This is a genomic window from Streptomyces sp. NPDC001443, from assembly GCF_053597355.1.
This window is the reverse complement of the sequence record NZ_JBSFIA010000014.1, coordinates 49,815-70,336: the sequence shown is the minus strand read 5'-3', so window position 1 is coordinate 70,336 and position 20,522 is coordinate 49,815. Positions and strand designations below refer to the sequence as shown.

Here is a 20,522-nt window from a genome sequence, read left to right as displayed (position 1 = left end):
ACCCACCTGAACCCACGAAAGACAGGAACAGCCATGTCCCGAACCATCCATCTCGCGCTCCATCCCTACGGCGTCGGCGGCCCGGGCCAGCACGGCCTGTGGAAGGACCCCCGCGTCGCGAAGAACGCCAGCATCGACATCAACTACTACATCCGGCAGGCCCAGGCGGCCGAACACGCCCTGTTCGACGCCCTGTTCATCGTCGACAGCCAGTTCATCAACGCCACCTACCCCGCGCACTACCTCAACCGCCTCGAACCGCTGACGCTGCTGTCCGCGGTCGCCACCCACACCCGGCACATCGGCCTGGTGGGCACCGCGAGCTCGACGTACAACTCGCCCTTCAACCTCGCGCGCCGGTTCGCTTCCCTCGACCACATCAGCGGCGGACGCGCCGGCTGGAACGTCGTCACCAGCTTCGACACCGGCACCTCCCGCAACTTCGGGCTGGACGAGCACCTCGACTACGCCACCCGGTACGGCCGTGCCCTGGAGTTCGTCCAGGTCGCCCGCGGACTGTGGGACTCCTACGAGGACGGCGCCTTCCCCGCCGACGTCGAACGGGGCGTCTTCCTGGACCCCACCAAGTTGCACGAACTCGACCACGTGGGCGAGCACTTCACGGTGGCCGGCCCGCTGAACCTCTCCCGCTCCCCGCAGGGCCAGCCGGTGATCTTCCAGGCCGGGGTGTCCGAGGAGGGCCGCGACCTGGCCGCACAGGTCGCCGAGGGCATCTACGCGCCCGGCGGCACCCTCGAACAGGCGCAGGCGTACTACGCCGACATCAAGAAGCGCACCGCCGCCTACGGCCGCGACCCCGACCACATCAAGATCTTCATTCACGGCGGTCCGGTCGTCGCCGCCACCGACGAGGCCGCCCGTCGCCGGGAGCGGGAGATCTTCGAGGAGGACAACGACTTCGAGCGCAACCTGGCGCTGCTCGGCCGCTCCTTCGGCGCCTACGACTTCAGCGTGCACGACCTGGACGCGCCCTTCCCGGACGTCGCGCACCTGGCCGAGAAGGGCGGCCGAACCGGAGCGGCGACGATCATCGATCGGGCCCGCGCCGAGAACCTGACCCTCCGGCAAGTCGCGGACTCCGTGAACCAGTTCCGCCAGTCGCCGTTCGTCGGGGACCCGCATACCGTCGCCGACACCATCGTGCGGTGGTTCGACGCCGGCACCTTCGACGGCATCAACCTCGCCTTCCGCACCGAGGAGGAACTGAACCTCTTCGTGGACGGCGTCGTCCCCATCCTGCAAAAGCGCGGACTGTTCCGCACCGAGTACACCGCCGACACCCTGCGCGGCAACCTCGGTCTGCCGATCCCCGCCAACCGTCACAGCCGCGACCACGCTCCCGCGACCGGCTGACGGCGCCAATGCACCGCCCCGGAGGCAGCCGCAAGACGGCCTGATGACACGAAAGGCATCCCCGTGACCAGCGACAGACCTCGCCTGAGGCTGGGTTTCCTCACCCATGTCCAGGGCCGGGACGACGACTTCGCCCGTACCTACCGCAAGGCCCAGGACCTGTTCACGGTCGCCGACGAGTTGGGCTTCGACACCGGATGGGTGGCACAGCACCATGTCCCGCTCGCGGGCGGCGGCCTGTCCTCGCCCTGGACCTTCCTCGCCCATGCGGCAGCCCGCACCACACGTATCCGGCTCGGCACCGCGATCAACGTCCTCCCGCTCGAGGACCCGATCCGTCTCGCCGAGGACGTCGCCACCGTCGACACCCTCAGCGGCGGCCGGGTCGAGATCGGCGTGGGCAGCGGCTCCAGCGCCGTGGAGTACGCCGCGTTCGGCCGGGACGCCGCCCGCAAGCGCGAGTTGACCAGCCAATACCTCGACATATTGCGCCAGGCTCTGGCCAACCGCGAGGTGGGTACACCCGGCTTCCGTATCCAGCCCCGGGCCGGCGACTTCAGCGAGCGGATCTGGCAGGGCGTCTTCAGTGCCCAAGGGGCGCAGCACGCGGCCGCGGGCGGCTCCCATCTGCTGCTGAACCGGGCGGCCTACGGCTTCGACGCCCCCACCGATGAGGTGCAACGGCCCTGGGCCGACGCCTACCTCGCGGCCTGGAACCGGCCGAGGCATCCTCGGATCGGCCTGTCACGGTTCGTCTTCCCGGCCAAGGACCGCCGCACGGCACTGCGCCACATCGGCGAGGACGTCCACCGCGCCGCGAGGCGCATGGCCAAGACCGGCGCGTTCCCTGAAGGCCTGGACACCCACGAGGCGCTACGGCACTTCCACGCGTTCTACGGTCACCCCGAGGAGATCGTCGCGGCACTGCGGCAGGAAAAGGTCCTGCCTGTCGCGACAGACCTGATCACCCAGTTCAACCCCGCCGTCCTCGACCACGACACCGCGGTACGCGCCCTCGAACTCATCGCGACCGAAGTGGCGCCCGCCCTCGGCTGGACGCCCGTTCCCACCACCCGACCAGCATCCGCAGGAGTATGACATGACCCACTACAGCGACTACTTCACACCAGAGGGCCTGCGTGTGCGCGGAACGGTCGTCGTGGTCCCCGGCCGCGGAGAGACCCCCGCGACTTACGCCCGCTTCGGCAAGCGGCTCGCCGCGGACGCCTACCACGTGCGGGTGATCGAAGCCCCGGACCTGTCCGGCGCCGACCACGCCGCTCCGCTTGCGGAACTGGCGGCCCGACTGGAGGAAGCCGTCGAGGACACGGCCACGGGCAGCGGTGCCGTACGGCCTGTCGTGGTCGTCGCAGCCGACTCGGGAGCCGCCGCCGTGGCCGCGCTCCTCGGCAGCGCGAGAACACCGGCCACCCGCCGGCCCGACGCCCTGATCCTCGCCGGGCTGCCCGGCCGGGGCGCACGGTCCGAGGGAGGCTGGGAAGACGAACTCGACATCCGCACCTCCTGCCCCACCCACCGGGGCACGCTCGCCGACGACCCGCAGGTGCGGCGCGGCTCCCTCACGCAGGCTCTGCCCGACGCCCTGACGGCCGCCGTGCGGAGCGTGGACACCGACCTGCCGGTCCTGCTCCTGGTGGGTGACGCCGACCCACTCGCCGACCACGAAGCCCTGCAGCACGCCGCGAAGATCCTGCCCCGCGCCCGCCTGTCGGTCGTGCACGGCGCGCACCACGATGTCCTCAACGACCTTCAGCACCGGTCCGTGGCAGCCGAGGTCGTCTCCTTCCTGGAGACCCTCCGCAACGACCTGCAGCCACTGATCACCGTTCATTCCAGTGCCTGGTGACACGTCGTTCGCCGCCCTGCACCACCTCGCCCCTCCAACCGCGCTCTCCGAAAGGTTCGTCCATGGCTGCCGTCCTGTCCGTCTCCGGAAGCCCCTCCCCCACCTCCCGTACGACCCGGCTGCTGCGCCACGTGGATGAGCGGCTGCGGCAGCAGGGACACGAGGTGACCCCACTGGAGGTGCGCACCCTGCCCGCCGACGCGCTGCTCGGAGCGGACGTCCACCACCCGGCCATCACCGCCGTGGCGGACCTGTTCGCGCAGGCGGACGGGGTCGTGATCGGCACACCCGTGTACAAGGCCGCCTACTCGGGCCTGCTGAAGTCGCTTCTGGACCTGCTCCCGCAGTACGCCCTCACCGGCAAGACCGTGCTCCCCCTGGCCACGGGCGGCAGCCAGGCCCATGTCCTTGCCATCGACTACGCCCTGCGGCCGGTCCTCGTCTCCATGGGCGCCTCCCACATCGTGTCGGGCTGGTTCACTCTCGACCGGGACATCGCCCGCGAGGACGGCGTACCGGTACTCGCTCCTGCACCGGCCCAGGCACTGGAGCAGGTGACAGACCACTTCTCCGCCGCCCTCAGCAGGCAGGTCGGCACCCTGGCAACCACCGGCTGACCCGTGACCCCGACCGGTAGTACGACCGCCCGAGACCCTGACAGCACGAGGACGCCGACCGCACGAGGCGCGAACGCGCCATGGAGATGCCGCCGTGCTCGCCACCTGGCTCACGACGCAAGAAGCCGGCGCATCGGCACAACCACCGTGAACAGACGAACGAATACTCCATCCGCCGCCACCTCTCGGCCTCTTCCCAGCCGGACGACGACCGGCTCGGCCCACAACATCCCGACATCGGCCAAGCGCTCCCGGCTGCGAGTCGGTCGGGCGCGTACTGCAGGACGTTCAACGCCACAGCCTTGTCGACGCATTGATCGGCCAGCGAGAGGGCGGAGAGGGCGGCCACGGCGAAGGCCGCGTCGACCGGGAGCGGCATGGCCCGGTGCCGGGCCTGAGCGATGGTGACCGGGGAGAAGCCGATGCCGATCAGGGTCGCGTGTCTGTGGCGGGCGAGCTACAGGCCGGGACCAGCGCGGCTGCCATACGGGCCGAAGCCGAAGCCGGTCTGCCTCGCGAGGCAGGCGATGCCGGGCGCGTGGGTGCGGGGAGCAGTCGAGGGGCGCGCCAAAGAGACTGATGGCCGTGGGACCGTCCCCGCGGGCGCGGGTGGTCCTCCTTCCCACGAACGCCATCTTGACCGTCGAAAGGTGGTGCCCACACCTGTAAAGGGCTACGCGGTAGCACGGATCATCACGGTCAGGGCCGGCGAGGCCGGCGACGGCTGGCTCTGGCCGATGTCTCCGTAGCCCCACGACCTGTAGAGGTCGTGGACCTTGCCGTCGCCGGCGGCCGGGTTGACCATGAGCGTGACGTACGGCTCGTCTCGCACGGCAAGCAGAGCGTCGTGGATGCGACGGGCCGTGCCGGTCTTGCGCCAGGCCGGGCCGACGCCGATCTCTTTGAGGGCCACTGCCGGCCGCTCGGTACACCTCTGCGCCGGCGCGCGGTGATCGAGCAGGCCCAGATCCTCACCACGCACAACCTTGCCCTCATCGCCGGGCCGGTCGGGGTGAGCCCGCAGTCCGGCTGGGCGGCACCGGCCCGCAGCGCATTCGCCACCGCCTGCCGTCTTGCCGCGCGGATCCACGGCAACCCGCACCCGCTGAGGACCATCAAGGACATGGCCTATGCCTGGCGCCAGGCGCTGTTCTGCCTCTCGATGGCCACCCCCGACGAGCAGGGCACGACCCTGGCGCAGTTCGACGACGACGCGGCGCGGTATCCCGACCACGCTCGCACGCGCCTCGCGCCCGTCCTGGCGGGTCTGCGCCTCGTCCACGCGTGCGGCGACCTCTCCCCCGACGGCGGCCCCACAAACAGCAGCGCACGCCGGCTCCTGGGCTGGGCACCCGCCGGCCGCCACTGGCTCCAGGCCGAGCGCGCCTCTCAGTAGGGTCGGGGACTGGCGCGGTGGCTTCTGCTCCGTTTCCAGCCCCCGCCGCTTCAAACCGTGCGTGCGGTTCTCCCGCACACGACTTTCCGACATCGTTCACCGGCTGGTGTGCGCCGACGCCTGGTGCACGTTTCCGATGAGGCGACAGACCCCGAGCCGAGTGATCCATCCGTAAGTGAATCGGGTGGTCCGGTTCCGGCCTCGGAGTCTGTGTTTCCGGCTGGCGAAGACGGCCAGCCGTTCGTGGACGTGGCCGTCGACCGCGTCGGACTTCCGCCCGGAGTTCCCGTTGCGGAAGTACTCCCAGCCTTGAAGTACGGGGTTGAGGTCGGCGACCGCCGCGGACACCGGCCGTTCGCTCTTCGAGCGTGAGATGACCGCGCGGATCTTGTCCCGCAGCACCCGCATCGCTCGGGCCGAGGGCCGGCGTTGCAGGTAGAACCTGCCTCGCCATTTCCACGATTCCATCTTCCGGTGGTGGAAGCCGAGGAAGTCGAAGCCCTGCCCGCCTCGGGTGAGGCAGGTGATGCCGGACTTCTCGGGGTGCAGTCGTATCCCGAGCCGTTCCAGTATCGTCGCCGCCAACTGCTGGGCCTGCTCGGCACGTCGTCTGGTCGGAGACAGGACCACGAAGTCGTCGCAGTACCTCACCAGCACCCCCGGCCGACGGCACTCGTCCTGCCATGCCTCATCGAGGACGTGCAGGGCGATGCTGGCCGGCAGCGGGGAGATCGGTGAGCCCTGCGGAGTTCCCGCCCCGATCGGGGAGGTCATCCCGCCCTCCGGGACTCCCATCCGCAGCCAAGTCCGGATCGGCTTCAGCATCGGCCGGTCCACCACGCGCCGGGCCACCTGGGCCATGAGCGCGTCGTGGTCGATCGTGCCGAAGCAGTCCCACCGACAGTGGTGCGTTCGCGTGCGTCACGGTGCTTCCTGGTCCGCTGTTGCGAAGGCATGCTTTCGCGTGAGTGCGATCACGGTCAGGCTGAGGACTCCGAGTGCTGCCGCGGCGACGGCGTCGGCGGTGGTGTCGACGCGCTGCAGGAGTATGCCGCCGATGATGCCGCCGAGTGCCATGGCCACGTTCCACAAGGTCACAAGGATGGCTTGCGCGGTGTCGGCGATGGCTGGGCTGTGTCGCATCCCGGCATGACCGGCTGCTGTCTGAAGGAGCGTGGGTATACCGCCCCATCCCAGGCCCCACGCGACGGCTGCGACCCAGACGACGGCCTGTGCCGTGGTGGTGGCGAAGGCTGCCGTAGCGGCAGTGAACAGCATCGCGGCGGTCAGAGCGAGCCCACGAAGGTGTCTGTCGATGTGACGGCCGGTGTACCAGATGCTGACCAGGCATGCGGTGCCGAAGGCAAGCAGGATCGCGTCCACTGCGGCGGTGAGGCCGGCGTGCCGCAGGTACGGCGCGATGTACGCGTAGATGATCGTGTGGCCGAGGACGAAGGTCACGACGACGACCATGACGGCAGTGACCCCAGGGACCCGGAGCGTTTGCCGGGTGGTCGGCTTCGGCTCTTCGGCTGTTGTCGTTGGCCGGCTGACGGCGGGAACGCTGAACGTGATCCAGGTGAGGACGACGAGGGTGATCGCCGAGACGGCAGCGAAGGACGTTCGCCACCCGATCTGTTGCCCGAGCAGCGTCCCGGCGGGAACACCCAGCGACAGCGCCAGGGGGATCCCGGTCATCGCGATCGCGATGGCACGTCCTTCCTGACCGGGAGGTGCGATACGCCGTGCGTATCCGGCAAGGATGGCCCACGCGAGTCCGGCGGCGACGCCGGCGAGGAACCGTGAGACGAGCAGGATCGCGTAGCCGGGCGCGGCAGCGGTGAGCGTGTTCGCGACCAGGAAGACGGTCATGGCGCACAGCAGCAACGGCTTGCGCCGAATTCCCGTCGTGGCAGCGGCCAGCGGTATGGCGGTCAGGGCTGTACCGGCGGCGTACACGGTGACGGTCTGGCCCGCCGCACCGGAGCTGACGCCGAGAGAGGAGGACATCTGCGGGAGGACGCCCGCCGGGAGGGTCTCGGTCAGGCTGGTGATGAAGACCGCGGTGCCCAGTGCCAGGAGCGCGGGCCAGGGCAGGACGTCACGTCTTGTCGGAGAGGCTGTTGTGGTCGTCATGCACTGATCGTGGAACCCTCACATAGATGTGATGGTCAAGCTCGGTCCGCGCGACTACTCTCGAGCATGTGCGGATCGGTGAATTATCCCGTCTGACGGGCGTGCCCCGGCGCCTGCTGCGGTATTACGAGGAGCAGGGCCTGATCGTGCCGGATCGGTCGGCGAACGGATACCGTGACTACGATGAGCGATATGCGGACCGCGTGAAGCAGATACGCGGTCTGCTGGCGGCGGGGTTGCCGACCCGGATCATCAAGCAGATCCTGCCCTGCCTGGACAAGCCCAGGTCCATTCACTTCCCGGACGCGACCCCGCAGATGCTGGCGTTGCTGACCTCGGAGCGGGACAAGCTCACCGATCGGATCGAAGTGCTCACCCGTAACCGGGACGCGATGACCGAGTACTTGGCCGAGGTGGAGCTCCATCGCGCCCCGGTTGCGCCCGGTCAACTGGGCAGTGCCTGATCGACCGCGCAGCATCTGAAGCAAGTTCTTCACCCTGCGATCTCCTGGACGATCCTGTCGGCGTCGTCCGGAAGCACCGCGGGGCGCAGCCGAACCCCGCTCAGGCCAAACTGTTCATGCCAGCGCGCGAGTTCCTGGGTGAGGCGGTCCGCGGTTCCGGCGAACACGTGCGTGTCCGGTGCCCAGACGAAGCCGGCTGCTTCGTTCAGGCGGGCCAGCCTGGCCTGCGCGTGCTCGTCCGTGTCGCCCAGGACAACCGCCACGTCCGCGTACACCTCGGTCCTGGTGGCGTCCGGCGTCAGCTTCTCGATTTGCCGAAACGCCGTCAGGAGGGCGGGAATCGGATGCTCCTGCGACGGAGTGACGAAGACCCGGTCCGCGACGGCTGCAGCGAGTCGATACGGCTCCAGGGCGTGGTGCGCGAGCACCGCGACCTTCGGGGTGCTCGGCACCGGTACGGTCAGCGGGCCGGCCGCCGGGTACCTTTCCCTCCCGGTGAGCCGCAACGGCGCGACCATGTCCCGGTGCAGGAACGTGTCCCCGGAGCTCAAGCTCTCGGCGGGAAACGTCCTCCACAGCTCGCGCACTGTTCGCACGTAGTCCTCGGCGTCACGAAAGAGATCCCGGAGCCGGCGCGCGATGCGAGTCGGGATGTACAGGTCCTCGGGCCGTAGCTGAGGCGTCGCCTGTCCACCGACCACCGTGGCATCGCGCGCCTCGGCGGAAACCTGCGGCCGCCACGCCACCCGGCCCGGCCCGATTGCAGCCAAGGACGCCATCTGGGCGGCGACATGGAACGGGTTGGTGTGCGTCACGTTGCGCGAGACCACCACCTCGCTGATGTCTGTCGTTGCCAGCAGGACCGCTGCGGTGACAACAGGGTCGAGCCTGCCGCGCACCCGGTCATGGGCATGGTCGGCGGTACCCAACCGGTCGGTCTGCAGGCTCAGGCCGTCCTCGAGCGTGACGAAGTCGATGCCACCTGACGCGGCCGCGCGCCCCCAGTTCGTCCAGTAGCCGCTCTGGAAAACCTCTTCAGCATCCGTCACCGACGACAACAACCATGAGGCAGGGTGCCAACCCGTGCCCTCCAACGCCAGGCCGAGCCGAAACGAGCCGGGGTTCATCGAGTCTCTTTCCATGACTCGATTGCACAACCATCACACCGATGTGAAGGTCAACCCGTCAACAACCTCCTGACCCGCAACACCTAGTGCTGTGACCGGATAGGTTCACCGGGCTGAGAGCGGACAAGCGGTTTGAACGGGCTGGGCAGCCTGCGCCTTGGGCGTGGGACGATCGCGCCGTGACTATCACCCTCCATGACTTTGATGGTGAGCACTCGCTGACGCTCGCCGCCGGTGACCTGGCCGCCGATGCTGCAGTGGTTGCCGCCGGACACGAACCGAACGGGTACTTCTGGGAAGGTCTTGTGCAGTTCGCCTGGCCGGATCTTGCTGAGCGCCTCGACTTCGACAGCGAGGGCGGCATGTTCTGCGCGATCGGGAGCTTGAGTGACCTCGCGCAGCTCAAGACCGCTCTGGAGCCCGTGATCTCGAGCCCCGGCGCAGTTCACGATCTCGTTGCCCGTGCAGAGACGGCAGGCTTCGAGTTCGACGACTAGTGCTGTGACCAGCAGGTCTGCCGGGTCAGGCTGCAAGCTGGAAAGGTCTGCCGCCCCAGCGGATGTGTTTCTCGCTGCGGATGCGAGCGCGTTCACGTCGTTGAGCGGCGAGGACGTCGGGGTGGCGGGCGTTCTTGTTGCGCCACCGCAGGTAGGCGTGCAGGGCCCGGGTCTGGACGGTGTGGTTGGGGTGGTTCGAGTTGGCGAGGGTGAACTGCCGCAAGGGTCCGAAGTGGGCCTCGATGGGGTTGGCCCAGGACGCGTAGGTCGGGGTGAAGCACAGCTCGACCTTGTTCCGGTCGGCCCAGCGGCGGATCCGCCGGTTCAGATGTGCGGACAGGTTGTCGAGGATCACGTAGATCGGGGCGCCGTCCGGGCGGGCCGCGCGGATCGACCGCAGGGCCGCCCAGGTGTGGTCGATGCCCTTGCGGCGGCGGACGACGCCCCAGAGTTGGTCGTCGCCGACCGAGTAACAGCCGCGGTCAGCTCCTGTGCCTCGTCGACAACGACGTGCCCGAACGTCCGCTCCGGCGGCCCGCCCACCAGGCTTGCCGCCTCGTCCAACAGCGCCACATCGGCATCGGCCCACGGGGCACCAGCAGGGCGCAGCAGTCGGCCGCGTTCGTCATCGGTGAGTGACGGCAGATGCGTGGCCAGGGCGCGGGCGTCCCCCAGCAGGGCCGTTACGACGGTCTCGGGCGTCAGTCGTGGCCAGAGGAGCTCCACCGCACCCTCGGCGTGGGCGTCGCTCATGAGGTTCGTACGCAGAGCCTCCGCATCGAACATCTCGGCCGGATCGGCGGCTGCCGCACCGTCGAAGCCGAGCGTGCGCAGGTCGGCCCGGGCCGCGGCATCGAGGTCGAGGCCGGTGCTGTCGGCGGTCTCGGCGTCGATGTGTGCGAGGGCCTCGGCAGTGCCACGCTCCAGGGTGCTCGTGACCATGCCGATCAGGTGCTCCTTGAACACCTGGCGCGCCCGGTTGTGCGCCAGGGCGCTCGCCTCCGCTGCCTGTCGTGCCGCCGCGACATCCACGCTCGTCAGACGGACCCACTCCTGCCCCACACGTACCGCGAACCGGGCGTCCGCAGGAGCCCGTCGGGAACGCACCAGGCCCTCCAGCGCCTCGGCCATGGCGGAGCTGCCCTTGAGCTGTGCGACATCGGACGGCTCGACATCGGCGGTCACCACTTCGGCCAGCTCCCCGCACGTCGCAGAGCCTTCCACTGTTGTGGGCAGGCGCCGGCAACACCACCGCGACCGGGCCCCGTGCTGCCATGTCACCCAGGACGCGCAGGGGCTCCGATCGCTCCAGCCGGGTGTGCAGGGCGAGGCCCGGGGCCGAGGCGGACGACCGGGGCAGCACAGCAGTGCAGACGGCCTCTTCGGCCGGGCCCGATCCCCGTTCCTGCAGCACCTGTTCCCACTCGGCGCAACCCTGTCCAGGCTGCCCACCGCGCCGCGTTCGGACCCGGATCGCCTGCCGTCACCAGCGCCCGCCGTCCGGCGGAGCGCGGCCACCCTCCTGCCGAGCTTGCCTACGGTATGGGTGAGAATATTCCGTCTGTCCCGGAGGTCTCGTGCTCCGCAAGCATGCGAAGAAGAAAACGCGTCCGGTCGAGGCCATCGAACCACCGAGCACGGCCGAAGCGGTGATCGTCGTCGCCTCGGTGACACTGGTGGTGGCGATCCTGGACGTCGTGTCGCAATCCCCGGTGTGGCTTCTCGGCCTTCTCGTGTTCCTTCCGGGGTCCGCATCGGCGCTGTGCACCGTCCGCCAGACCAAGTTCGTGTTCGCCTGGACCGAACTCGTGGTCATCGTGACCCTGCTGGTCCGGCACAGTGAGGGGCGGCCATTGCTCGACAGGATCCTCATGATCCTGCTCACCCTCGCCCTGGGCGCCGCCTCCGTCTACGCCTGCCACCGCCGCATCAACCGCGAGCAGGAAATGCTGCGGCTGCGCTCCACCGCAGCCGCGATGCAGCGCCACATCCTGCGCCCTTTGCCCATGCTCACCGAAGACGTCCTGGTGAACGGTCTGTACGAGCCCGTACAGGAGGACCGGCTGGTCGGCGGCGACATCTACGACGTCGTCGAATCACCCTGGGGGACCAGGGTGCTCATCGGTGACGTCCAGGGCAAAGGACTCCCCGCGGTCGGCGCCGCGTTCGCCGTCATCGGTACCTTTCGCGCCACGGCCCACCACGAGCCCACCCTCACCGCCCTCGTCGACGCCCTGGACGCCTCCGTCGTGCGGCACAACTCCTACGCGGCGAAGACCGGCGACGACGAACGGTTCGTCACCGCGCTCATCCTCAACATCGATGCGGGCGCGGAGGCACAGGCCGTCAACTGCGGCCACGTCCTGCCGCAGGTGCTGCAGGAGGCCAGCGTGACGACACCGGTCCTCACGTCCGGCGTCCCCCTCGGACTCGCCGACCTCGCCACCGAACCCGCAACCGTCGACTGGTTCGTCTTCCAGCCCGGCGCGACGCTGCTGCTGACCACGGACGGACTCACCGAGACCCGCGCCGACGACGGCGCCTTCTACCCCCTCACCGAGCGCCTGACGGAACGCCTCGCCCAGCACGCGCTGCCCTCCCCCACCGACCTGCCACGCGCTCTCTACGACGACGCACGTGCGTTCGCGGGAGACGACGAGCAGCACGACGACGTGGCGGTACTGACCCTGCGACGGTCACCGAACCGCTGAAAAATCCGGCGGTCGTGGACAGTCTTGCTTCCCACCTGGCACTACTTCATCAGGCGGACCAAATGAAGATGCCTGAGGCGACCGAGCCGAACAAGCTCACGCCCGCCCGGGTCCGCGGGGTGTTCAGGAACCTGCACGCGAAGACCGGTTCCCCGGCCGGCGCACCGAAACCGTCCCGCCCGGCCCAGGCAGGCCGCCAGGCTCGGAGAACCAGCTACCGGCCACCTGTCACGACCTCGGGTGGGTCCTCGCCACCGGCGAGGCATTCAGCCGTTCCGCCCACCATAAAGTCGGCACCAGGCCCCACCGCGGGACCTGAAGCTCCGCCCGCCTGAACCGTCAGAAAGCCGACGAGGTTGCATGGCTCCATGGTGAGACGAAAACGGGAAAAGGAGAGGCGACCCCCCTTCGGCATGCCGGAGAGCATCGTCCTGCTCGCGACGCCGGAAGGCCGGCGCCACAGTGTCCTCACCGTGGAAGGCGGGATGGTCTGCGGACGCCTCGCCGACGTCCCGGTCAACGCTGGCCCAGCCGAGGCACAGGCCGCCGCGGCGGCCATGGTGGTGGGACTCGCACACGACTTCCACGAAGTACGCGTCGACGTGACCTGGGATCGACCCCGGGAACCCGGGTCCTGGACCGCCCAGGTCACCGTTGCCTCGCCCCCGCCGAACGCCTCCGGTTGATCGACAAGCCGACTGGTCATGCTCTATCCGCTCACGCGGTCGGACAGCTTCGAACGAGAACCTGGTTCGGATGACTTGCCCGGGCGGGTGCATGGAGGAAGGGTCGCCGGCGCTGCCAGCAGGAACTGCGCCGCATCCGGAAGTCGTTGCCCACCGCGCCCGCGCTCTTCCGCCCGGGGGCAAAACCACTTGAGGCAGGGGTCGTTCCGGTGGGCGAGACCGTAAGGAGACCGGTCCGTTGTCCCAACCCCTGTGTCGACCCGCGACCATGCAGACATGGATCATCCGACGGGGGGACGCGGCCGGGCGGGAGCACTGGCACGCGGATGCATGGCCGCGGTGCTGGTCGCGGTCGGCGTGGCTTGCGCGCTGGTGGTCTGCGTGCTGTGGCAGTTTCACCGCGCCTTGGACCGCACGCCGCCCGATGTCGGCGCCTTCGCACACTCCGCCGCCACCCGGACCGCCGGCGCGGCCGCGGCACGGACGAGTTCCGCGCGCCTGACGGACCTGACGTCGGCGCTGCCCTGGGCCGTTGCGCTCGGCACATCGGTGGCCGACTCCTGTCAGACGGAGGACCAGAACCCGTTCCTCGGGCCGACGACCTGGGCACCGATCAACTGCGCCCGCAGCAACGTCCTTTACCTCGCGTTCGACGGGGACATCCGCACGCGCCTGCACCAACTCGACACGGTGCTGGCCCAGCAGGAGTGGGTGGGCTCGGGTTCGTCCCCGAAGACGCTGGCCGGGACGGCGACCTGGATGAGCCAGGCCGGCGGTGACCCGTCCTCGGCCGCGTCGCAGCGGGGAAGCACCGAACCCCCGGGTTCGTGGCCGATCTGCCTGTCCACGACGTACGGCCCGGCCACGCAGAAGCACGACGTTCCGCACGGCCGGCTCGGCGTCCGGCTGCGAGTGGCGGTGGCTGAGCTTCCGTGCACGCCCAGCGCGGAGACCGGCGACCTCCAGACAGACGGCAGACCGGAGAAATCCCCGGTCGAGGGAACCGTCTACCTCGCCTGGCACCCCCTGTCGACCGACGCGGTGAGCCGCTCCGCCTACACCGCGCACCGCTACGTGACCGCCCTCTCCCTCGTCGACGACTACGCCGTCCAGTCCACCCCGACGACCTCTCCGCCCTCGCCGCTGACCAGGTAGGACCGCCAGGGCCCGGACGGCGGCGAGCCGCAGAGGCTGCCGTCCCGGACGCAGTTTTCGCGCAGCGGCTGCACGGAGCCCCGGAGCGACGTCCTCGGCCGCACCGGCCCGCAGCAGGACGGTCACCGCGGCTGCGTCGGCGCATGCGAGTACAGCATCCACCAGTCCCATGAAGTCCCCGTTGAGCAAATGCTGTTCGGATCTGCCTGTCAGCCGGCGAGGTACTCGATGTCGACACGCTGACGGGCCCGCATGATGGTGGAGTCCACCGAGATGTCCCGGTCGATCTCGCCCGCGACATCGGCAGTGGCCTGAACCTGTTGCGGCAGACGCTCCCACGTGCCGTCGGCCGACCACAGCCGGTGGCGTTCGCAGGCGGTCTTCCACGGCCCGAAACGCTCGGGAAGATCCCGCCTGTGCACCCCGGTCCGCACCCGGTGCAGAATCCTGTCGCTCACCTGCCCGTGATCCCGCCACCGGCCACAACGCCCATCGCTCACCGGTACGAACAGCCGCAGCCTGCTGAGTGACCGACGGGACGCACGCGTTGTCGGGTCCGGCCCGCGCTCAGGCCGAATCTCGGATGACCAGTCGCGTGGGGGTGACCACGGACGGCAGGGACGGGGGGCCATCTCCCCGGACCGGCGGGTGCGATGTCCGGTGGCACAGAATCCGCGCCATCAGCCGTCCCATCTCCTCGATGTCCTGGTGCACCGTCGTGAGCGGTGGCTCCGTCACCTCGGCGATGGGCATGAGGTCGTCGAAGCCGACGACGGCCACATCCTCCGGCACGGTACGCCCCCGCTCGCGCAGGGTCCGCAGCGCGCCGGAAGCCATCAGGTCCGAGGCGACGAACACCGCGTCCAGATCCGGTGCCTGGTCGAGAAGCAGGGCCATGGCGTCGGCGCCGCCCCGCAACGTGAAGTCGCCCTGGGCAAGCAGTCGGGGCGGGGTGTCCGGCAGGACGTCGCGATAGCCGTCGAGGCGGTCGATCGCGGCCGCCTGGTCGAGCGGCCCGGTGATCGTCGCGATGCGCCGGCGTCCCAGCGACACGAGGTACCGAACGGCTTCCCGGGCACCACCGCGGTTGTCGGCATCGACGTATGTGTAGACGTCGCTGCGGTGTCCGGAACCGAGAAGGGGACGTCCGCCGAAGACAGCCGGCAGCCCCATCTGTTCGACCATGTCCGGCAACGGGTCGTCGGCGAGCAGCGAGAACAGCAGGGCACCGTCGACGTGACCGCCTCCCAGGAAGTCACAGACACGCGGATAGTCGTCCTGCTCCTCGATGAAGAGGAGTACGGGCTGGGCTCCGTGCCGGACGAGTTCCTGTCGTATGCCACGGAGATGGCAGTCGAAGTACGGGTCGACGAAAAGGCGGTTCTGCGGCTCGGTGACCACCACGGCGACGGCGTTGTTGTGGCGGGTGACCAGCTTTCTGGCGGCCTGGTTCGGTACGTAGCCGAGCTCCGCCACCGCGCCCCGTATACGTTCGGCGACCGCCGCCCGTACCTTCGGCTCGCCGTTGATCACCCGGGACACCGTCGACTTCGACACCCCTGCCCTGCGCGCCACGTCCTCGAGTGTGGGGCGTTGCCCGTGCAGCCGTTCAGCCAACTCGGTCTCCGATGCAGCGCAGTTCACCGTCGTCACCGGCCACGTTAGTGGCTGTTGCCGTACCGATCTTGGGATTTGCCGATCGAACGAGGGCAGCGGCAGCCGTTCGGCCCCGGGTCCGGCTCGATCATTGCTCCTGGGCCGGTTCAGGCTGCTTCCGGTCGCCCATGGAAATCGGCAGGTGGACCGGGCCCGGTCGGCGGCTGCAACGTCTCGGCGCGGGTCGCTGGGGGCGACGGGCCCGCACACCCGCCGAGGGGATCCGCGTCCCTCGGCGGGCAGGCGTCGCCTTCGGTGCCGTCAGTCGTCCATGGCCTGGTAGAGCGTGGTCCAGAAGTCGTGCATGAGCCGCACCGGGTCCGGGACGGACGCCCCGACCTGGGTGAGCAGGATGCCGGTGAGCCCGTTGACGGGGTCGGCGTAGGTAGACGTACCGCTTCCGCCGTCCCAGCCGAACTGGCCGACCGGCGCGTAGTCGCCGCGATGGGTGCGCACCGCCATCCCGAAGCCCCAGCCGCCGTGCTGACCCTGGCCGTGGGAGATGTGGACGTTGCTGGTGGCCAACTCGTGGCGTGCGGCCTGCTGTTCGGGGGTGAGGCGGTTGGTGGTCATCAGCTCGACGGCCGCCCTGGACAGGATCCGCTCACCGCCGTGCGAGCCGCCGTTCAAGAGCATCCGGAAGTACGCGTGGTAGTCGTCGGCGGTGGAGTTGAGCCCGCCACCGCCGCCCTGGAACGCCGGAGGCGCGCTGTGGCGTCCGCCTTCGGCCTCGTCCCACACGAGGAACTCGCCGGTCTGCGGGTCGGGAGCGTACAGCGGCGGCAGCCGGTCCATCCGGTCGGCGGGCACATGGAAGCCCGTGTCCTTCATGCCGAGCGGACCGAAGACGCGCTCCTGGAGGAACTTCTCGTACGACTGGCCCGTCACCCGGGCGACGAGGACGCCGAGCAGGTCGCTGGCGATGTGGTACTGCCAGCGCTCACCGGGCTGGTGCATCAGCGGAAGCTCGCCCAGGCGGCGGATCCACTCGTCCGGCGCGGGCATCGGCTCCGGCAGGTTGGGGGTGAGTCCGCGCGCGAAGACCGTGTTCATGATCGGGGTGCCCAGGGACGTCATATCCATGCCGAGCCCGAAGGTCGAGGTCAGCACGTCCCGGACGGTGATCGGCCGCCGCGCCGGCACGGTCTCGTCCAGGGGGCCGTCGAACCGCTTGAGCACCTGGCGGTCGGCGAGTTCCGGCAGCCACTCCTGCACCGGGTCGTCGAGGCGCAGCCTGCACTCGTCGAGCAGGACCATCGCCGCCGAGACCGAGACCGGTTTGGACGTCGAGGCCATCCGGAAGATCGTGTCCCGGCGCATCGGCGCGCCACCGTCGTGGCGCATCGTCCCGAGCTCTTCGACATGTGTCTCCTCGCCCCGGCCGAACAGCGCGACGGCTCCGGGTATGCGCCCGGAATCGACATGCCGGGCCAGCATGTCGCGCACTCTCTGCAGCCCTGTCTTGGAGAAGCCACGGTGCTGGTCGGCGAAGCCCATGGACATGGTGGTGTGCTCCTTTTTGTTGAACGATGGACCGAACGGGTGGACAGCCGTCGGGGCAATACGGTTCTGATGGCGCCCCGCCCTGCGGCGAGAGGGCGGTGTGGTTCGCGCCCCGCCCTGACGTGACGAGCGGTTCGTCAGCAGCCGAGCCGGTCGGCGATGACGGCCAGCACCTTGTTCAGATCGCGTGCCATGCGGGTGTGCAGGCCGAGCTCGGCTATCCCGTCCGCGAACCCGGGATGGTCGGGGAGAATCCGCTGGACGGCATGGGTCACCCGAGTGCCTTCGGGGCAGGCGGTGACGGTGTGCACCCCGGCGTACCAGCTCTGCACCGCCAGGCGGGAACGGGCGCGGTCGACCTGGATCTCCACCGGCTCCACCGGCCCGGCGTACTCGGCACGGTAGGTGTCCGCGCGGGCCCCGGCCACGACCGTCATCGCCCCCTGCCGGGCGGCCGAAGCCCTGGCCAGCACCAGCAGGTTGTCGTCGCCGACCCGCCCCTCGGCGACGGCGAGCAGGAGTGCGCCGACCGCGGTGGCCGGCGCGGCGAGCGTGCCGTGCGCCTCCCATCGGGCGGGCAGCGCGTCCAGTTCGGCAAGCAGAGAAGGCGTGGTGTGCATGGTGAGAAGGCTCACCGCGCCATCCGCTCGGGGACAGCCCGTGGCGCGCCGGCGGGACGGGGGACGCCTCGGCGCCCCCAGGCCGACCTGCGCCGTCACACCGGCTGAGGTCCCGCGATGCGGGTGTCCCGGGACGGGACGGGACACCCGAGCCGGACAGGCCCCCGGGGCCGGGCGGGGACGGTCTCAGGACACCCGTGCCAGGGCGCCTCAGGGCACCCGTGCCAGAGCGGAACGCGCCGTCGCCACCAGATAGGAGACGCCCTGAGCGGTGGCGATCTCCAGCGCCTGCCCGAAGTGCCGTGCCGCGGATTCCCGGTCTCCTGTGGCCAGACATGCCTCCGCGTACGGCAGGAGGCTGTGCACCATCCGATGCGACTCACCGGCCTCTTCGAGCAACGCCAGGGCCCCCGCGTGCACGGCCGTCGCCGCCTCGACGTCACCGAGGTGGCGCAGGGCCACGGCCGCGTCCGTCCGGCTGACGGCCTCCAGGACCGGATGACGGGTCTCCCGGCTGATCGCGACGGCCTGCTCCGCCAGGCCGAGAGCGGTCCGCGCGTCGCCCAGCCCCAGCGCCGACCGGCCCAGCACGTCCAGACACATCCGCACCTTCTGCCGGTCCAGCCCGCGCGCGGTCTCCAGCAGGTCCAGGACCAGCTCGCGGGCCTCCCCGTGCTCCCCGCGCAGCACCAGGGCACGCCCGAGGCGTACGCCGATGTACACACGCACGGCGCTCGCACCGGATGGCACCAGGCCGGTCGCCTCGCGCAAGAGCTCCATGGCGCCTGCGGCGTCGGCGGTGTACAGGCGGACCTGCGCCAGTTGTTCGAGGGCCAGTGCCTCGCCGACGCTGTCGCCCTCGGCGACCATCAGCGCGCGGGCCGCCTCCAGTTCCGGCACCGCCTCGTCCAGCCGGCCCACCCGCAGCAGCGCGGCGCCCAGCAGGTACCGGTGGGAGGCGAGAATCCGGCGCGCGCCGAGCGCTTCGGCGGCGGACCTGCTGACCTCCAGCCCGCGGCACAGCTGCGGCATGCCCCCGCGCCGGCCGAGGGAAATCACGAAGGCGCACTGGGCAAGTCCGACGGCGGGCGCGTCCACGCGCAGTTCCACGGCGAGCGAGAGCGCCGCGGTGATGTTGGCCCACTCGGTGTCCAGCCAGTCGAGGGCTTCGTCGTGGGAGAGGCCGGGAAGAGCCGCGGGCCGCTGCGACACGACGATCGGCACGGGGACGACGACCAGCTCGATCACTTTCGTCGCGGCCAGCATGCCGCTCAGGTAGTAGTCGGCCAGCCGGGCGATCACCGGCCCGGGGTCCGCCGCGGCCTCCTCGGCGCGGGCGGCCTGCCGCAACAGGTCATGCATCCGGTAACGGCCCGCCGTCGGTTCCTGCAGCAGATGGACGTCGACCAGGTCCTCCAGCAGGGAACGGGCGTTGGCCGGCGGGATCCCGGCCAAGGCCGCCGCGCCGTAGGCGTCGATGTCCTCACCCGGCACGAGCCCCAGCAGAGCGAACATCCGCCGCTGAGCGGAGTCGAGCTGCCGCAGGGACATCCCGAACACGTCCGAGACCGCCAGCTCGCCCTCGCGCAGCCGCTCCACCAGAGTGTCGAGGGTCCATGCGGGCCGGTGCCGCAGCCGTGCGGCGGCCACCCTGATGGCCAGCGGCAGGTTCCCGCAGCGGCGCACCACCTCGCCGACATCACCGGGACGCATCCCTCCCGCGGACTCGACGAACAGCTCCGCGGCCTCCCGCGACGGCAGGACGTCCAGCGATATCGGCTCGACGCCGTCCAGCCCCACCATCCGCCGCCGACTGGTGATCAGTACGAAACTCCGGCCCGCACCGGGCAGCAGGTCACGCACGTGAGCGGCGTCGGCAGCGTTGTCCAGCAGCACGAGCACGCGCCGCGCCGCCAGCTCCGACCGCCACAGCGCGGACCGCTCGCCGACCCCGTCGGGAATCCTGCCGGCCGACACCCCGAGCGCGGCCAGCAGCACCCGCAACGCCTCCGCGGGCTCGACCGGCTCCCGGCCCGGAGTGAACCCGTGCAGATCCAGATAGAGCCGGCCCCCGGGAAAGTCGGCGGCCAGGCGATGCGCACCGTGCACGGCCAGCGCGGTCTTGCCCACTCCGCCCATGCCGTCGATCGCGACCATCGTCGAACTCCGCGCGGCGCCCAGGAGCGCGGCCAGCTCCCGCCCGCGGCCGGTGAACGCGGTGATGTCGTGCGGCAGATCGTTGCGCACCGGCGCAGAAGGCGCGCTCTCCGCCGGCGCACGAAACTCGTCCCTGGCCCGCTCCCACACCTCACGCAGCGGTCTCGGGTCCCGCCCGGCCACCTGGCACAGCGCCACCACCGTCGGCCACGGCGGAACGGCCTGCCCGGAGAAGTACCGCGACAGCGAGGAACTGCTCCCCCGGACATCACGGGCCAGTTCTCGCAGACTCCGTCCCGTCAGATCACGCAACTGCCGTAAATGTCCTGCCAATTCATCTCGCACGCCTGCCAGCCCCCTCCAGCCTCACGCGAGTTCCAGCGGTGATCCTAATCGTTGCCCGGTCGGGGTCTTTTCGCTGGTGGCACGTCACTGGACCGGGTGGATCGTTGACCGGGCACGGTCGGTGGGGAGTCGAGGGCACTCCGGTGTGACCCTCCCCGTCACCGCCCGCGCTCGCCGTCGTACGACCCGCCGAGGCGCCATCACCTCGAAC

Annotated in this window: 17 protein-coding genes and 5 pseudogenes; 10 read left to right on the top strand and 12 right to left on the bottom strand. The window is 70.0% G+C overall.

Features of this window, described 5'->3' with window-relative positions; all coding sequences use genetic code 11:
• Positions 1-33: 33 nt before the first annotated feature.
• From ACWC24_RS17120 to ssuE, 4 genes are all read left to right on the top strand, one after another.
• Positions 34-1,374: an NtaA/DmoA family FMN-dependent monooxygenase gene (locus tag ACWC24_RS17120; protein WP_450663635.1), complete on the top strand. Its 1,341-nt coding sequence runs from the start codon at positions 34-36 to the stop codon at positions 1,372-1,374.
• Positions 1,375-1,437: 63 nt separating this feature from the next.
• A complete protein-coding gene (locus ACWC24_RS17115) occupies positions 1,438-2,472 on the top strand; it encodes an LLM class flavin-dependent oxidoreductase (RefSeq protein ID WP_450663634.1) in 1,035 nt (344 codons plus the stop codon).
• A 1-nt stretch (position 2,473) separates the two neighbouring features.
• Positions 2,474-3,241 (top strand): alpha/beta hydrolase, encoded by a 768-nt coding sequence (locus ACWC24_RS17110; RefSeq protein ID WP_450663633.1) that lies wholly within the window; start codon positions 2,474-2,476, stop codon positions 3,239-3,241.
• A 62-nt stretch (positions 3,242-3,303) separates the two neighbouring features.
• Entirely contained in the window at positions 3,304-3,858 is a 555-nt protein-coding gene (ssuE, locus tag ACWC24_RS17105) for an NADPH-dependent FMN reductase (protein WP_450663632.1), read from the top strand.
• On the opposite strand, the pseudogene ACWC24_RS17100 reads toward ssuE, so the two are convergent.
• Positions 3,821-4,294 (bottom strand): annotated as a pseudogene (locus ACWC24_RS17100) (hypothetical protein); the annotation flags it as partial. The gene ssuE and the pseudogene ACWC24_RS17100 overlap by 38 nt on opposite strands.
• Positions 4,295-4,531: 237 nt before the next feature.
• Positions 4,532-4,801, bottom strand: a pseudogene (locus tag ACWC24_RS17095) (GNAT family N-acetyltransferase); the annotation flags it as partial.
• 6 nt (positions 4,802-4,807) lie between these two features.
• Here ACWC24_RS17095 and ACWC24_RS17090 point away from each other — a divergent pair.
• Entirely contained in the window at positions 4,808-5,254 is a 447-nt protein-coding gene (locus ACWC24_RS17090) for a hypothetical protein (protein WP_450663631.1), read from the top strand.
• A 96-nt stretch (positions 5,255-5,350) separates the two neighbouring features.
• Here ACWC24_RS17090 and ACWC24_RS17085 read toward each other — a convergent pair whose 3' ends face one another.
• The 3 genes and pseudogenes from ACWC24_RS17085 to ACWC24_RS17075 all read right to left on the bottom strand — a co-directional run bounded on the left by ACWC24_RS17085 (position 5,351) and on the right by ACWC24_RS17075 (position 7,390).
• Entirely contained in the window at positions 5,351-5,662 is a 312-nt protein-coding gene (locus tag ACWC24_RS17085) for a group II intron maturase-specific domain-containing protein (RefSeq protein ID WP_450663706.1), read from the bottom strand.
• Positions 5,663-5,743: 81 nt separating this feature from the next.
• A pseudogene (locus tag ACWC24_RS17080) lies at positions 5,744-6,136 on the bottom strand (reverse transcriptase domain-containing protein); the annotation flags it as partial.
• A 39-nt stretch (positions 6,137-6,175) separates the two neighbouring features.
• The gene (locus tag ACWC24_RS17075) at positions 6,176-7,390 is read right to left on the bottom strand and encodes an MFS transporter (RefSeq protein WP_450663630.1); all 1,215 of its coding nucleotides are present in this window, start codon (positions 7,388-7,390) and stop codon (positions 6,176-6,178) included.
• Positions 7,391-7,458: 68 nt separating this feature from the next.
• On the opposite strand from ACWC24_RS17075, the gene ACWC24_RS17070 reads away from it, so the two are divergent.
• Positions 7,459-7,854, top strand: a complete 396-nt coding sequence (locus tag ACWC24_RS17070) for a MerR family transcriptional regulator (RefSeq protein WP_450663629.1) — start codon at positions 7,459-7,461, stop codon at positions 7,852-7,854.
• A 29-nt stretch (positions 7,855-7,883) separates the two neighbouring features.
• Here ACWC24_RS17070 and ACWC24_RS17065 read toward each other — a convergent pair whose 3' ends face one another.
• Positions 7,884-8,996: an LLM class flavin-dependent oxidoreductase gene (locus ACWC24_RS17065; RefSeq protein WP_450663628.1), complete on the bottom strand. Its 1,113-nt coding sequence runs from the start codon at positions 8,994-8,996 to the stop codon at positions 7,884-7,886.
• 164 nt (positions 8,997-9,160) lie between these two features.
• On the opposite strand from ACWC24_RS17065, the gene ACWC24_RS17060 reads away from it, so the two are divergent.
• Entirely contained in the window at positions 9,161-9,478 is a 318-nt protein-coding gene (locus ACWC24_RS17060; protein WP_450663627.1) for an Imm51 family immunity protein, read from the top strand.
• A gap of 25 nt (positions 9,479-9,503) precedes the next feature.
• Here ACWC24_RS17060 and ACWC24_RS17055 read toward each other — a convergent pair.
• A pseudogene (locus tag ACWC24_RS17055) lies at positions 9,504-9,959 on the bottom strand (transposase); the annotation flags it as partial.
• 1,096 nt (positions 9,960-11,055) lie between these two features.
• On the opposite strand from ACWC24_RS17055, the gene ACWC24_RS17050 reads away from it, so the two are divergent.
• From ACWC24_RS17050 to ACWC24_RS17040, 3 genes are all read left to right on the top strand, one after another.
• Complete coding sequence (locus ACWC24_RS17050; protein ID WP_450663626.1) at positions 11,056-12,189, top strand: PP2C family protein-serine/threonine phosphatase; 1,134 nt, start codon at positions 11,056-11,058, stop codon at positions 12,187-12,189.
• A gap of 413 nt (positions 12,190-12,602) precedes the next feature.
• The gene (locus ACWC24_RS17045) at positions 12,603-12,875 is read left to right on the top strand and encodes a hypothetical protein (RefSeq protein WP_450663625.1); all 273 of its coding nucleotides are present in this window, start codon (positions 12,603-12,605) and stop codon (positions 12,873-12,875) included.
• Positions 12,876-13,151: 276 nt separating this feature from the next.
• A complete protein-coding gene (locus tag ACWC24_RS17040) occupies positions 13,152-14,030 on the top strand; it encodes a hypothetical protein (RefSeq protein ID WP_450663624.1) in 879 nt (292 codons plus the stop codon).
• Between the two features lie 239 nt (positions 14,031-14,269).
• Here the strand turns inward: ACWC24_RS17040 and ACWC24_RS17035 are convergent.
• From ACWC24_RS17035 to ACWC24_RS17015, 5 genes and pseudogenes are all read right to left on the bottom strand, one after another.
• Positions 14,270-14,548: pseudogene (locus ACWC24_RS17035) on the bottom strand (transposase); the annotation flags it as partial.
• Between the two features lie 49 nt (positions 14,549-14,597).
• A complete protein-coding gene (locus tag ACWC24_RS17030) occupies positions 14,598-15,647 on the bottom strand; it encodes a LacI family DNA-binding transcriptional regulator (protein ID WP_450663623.1) in 1,050 nt (349 codons plus the stop codon).
• A 300-nt stretch (positions 15,648-15,947) separates the two neighbouring features.
• Positions 15,948-17,189 (bottom strand): serine hydrolase domain-containing protein, encoded by a 1,242-nt coding sequence (locus ACWC24_RS17025; RefSeq protein ID WP_450663622.1) that lies wholly within the window; start codon positions 17,187-17,189, stop codon positions 15,948-15,950.
• Between the two features lie 137 nt (positions 17,190-17,326).
• Entirely contained in the window at positions 17,327-17,824 is a 498-nt protein-coding gene (locus ACWC24_RS17020) for a hypothetical protein (RefSeq protein ID WP_450663621.1), read from the bottom strand.
• A 195-nt stretch (positions 17,825-18,019) separates the two neighbouring features.
• Positions 18,020-20,311, bottom strand: coding sequence for an ATP-binding protein (locus ACWC24_RS17015; RefSeq protein WP_450663620.1), 2,292 nt, complete (start codon positions 20,309-20,311; stop codon positions 18,020-18,022).
• Positions 20,312-20,522 lie beyond the last annotated feature (211 nt).

Excerpts from the sequence above, each read along its gene's own strand:
- ACWC24_RS17045 (WP_450663625.1), top strand. The coding sequence starts at position 12,603 with ATGCCGGAGAGCATCGTCCTGCTCGCGACGCCGGAAGGCCGGCGCCAC.
- ACWC24_RS17040 (WP_450663624.1), top strand. The coding sequence starts at position 13,152 with ATGGATCATCCGACGGGGGGACGCGGCCGGGCGGGAGCACTGGCACGC.
- ACWC24_RS17120 (WP_450663635.1), top strand. The coding sequence starts at position 34 with ATGTCCCGAACCATCCATCTCGCGCTCCATCCCTACGGCGTCGGCGGC.
- ACWC24_RS17110 (WP_450663633.1), top strand. The coding sequence starts at position 2,474 with ATGACCCACTACAGCGACTACTTCACACCAGAGGGCCTGCGTGTGCGC.
- ACWC24_RS17025 (WP_450663622.1), bottom strand. The coding sequence starts at position 17,189 with ATGTCCATGGGCTTCGCCGACCAGCACCGTGGCTTCTCCAAGACAGGG.
- ssuE (WP_450663632.1), top strand. The coding sequence starts at position 3,304 with ATGGCTGCCGTCCTGTCCGTCTCCGGAAGCCCCTCCCCCACCTCCCGT.
- ACWC24_RS17085 (WP_450663706.1), bottom strand. The coding sequence starts at position 5,662 with ATGCGGGTGCTGCGGGACAAGATCCGCGCGGTCATCTCACGCTCGAAG.
- ACWC24_RS17065 (WP_450663628.1), bottom strand. The coding sequence starts at position 8,996 with ATGGAAAGAGACTCGATGAACCCCGGCTCGTTTCGGCTCGGCCTGGCG.
- ACWC24_RS17075 (WP_450663630.1), bottom strand. The coding sequence starts at position 7,390 with ATGACGACCACAACAGCCTCTCCGACAAGACGTGACGTCCTGCCCTGG.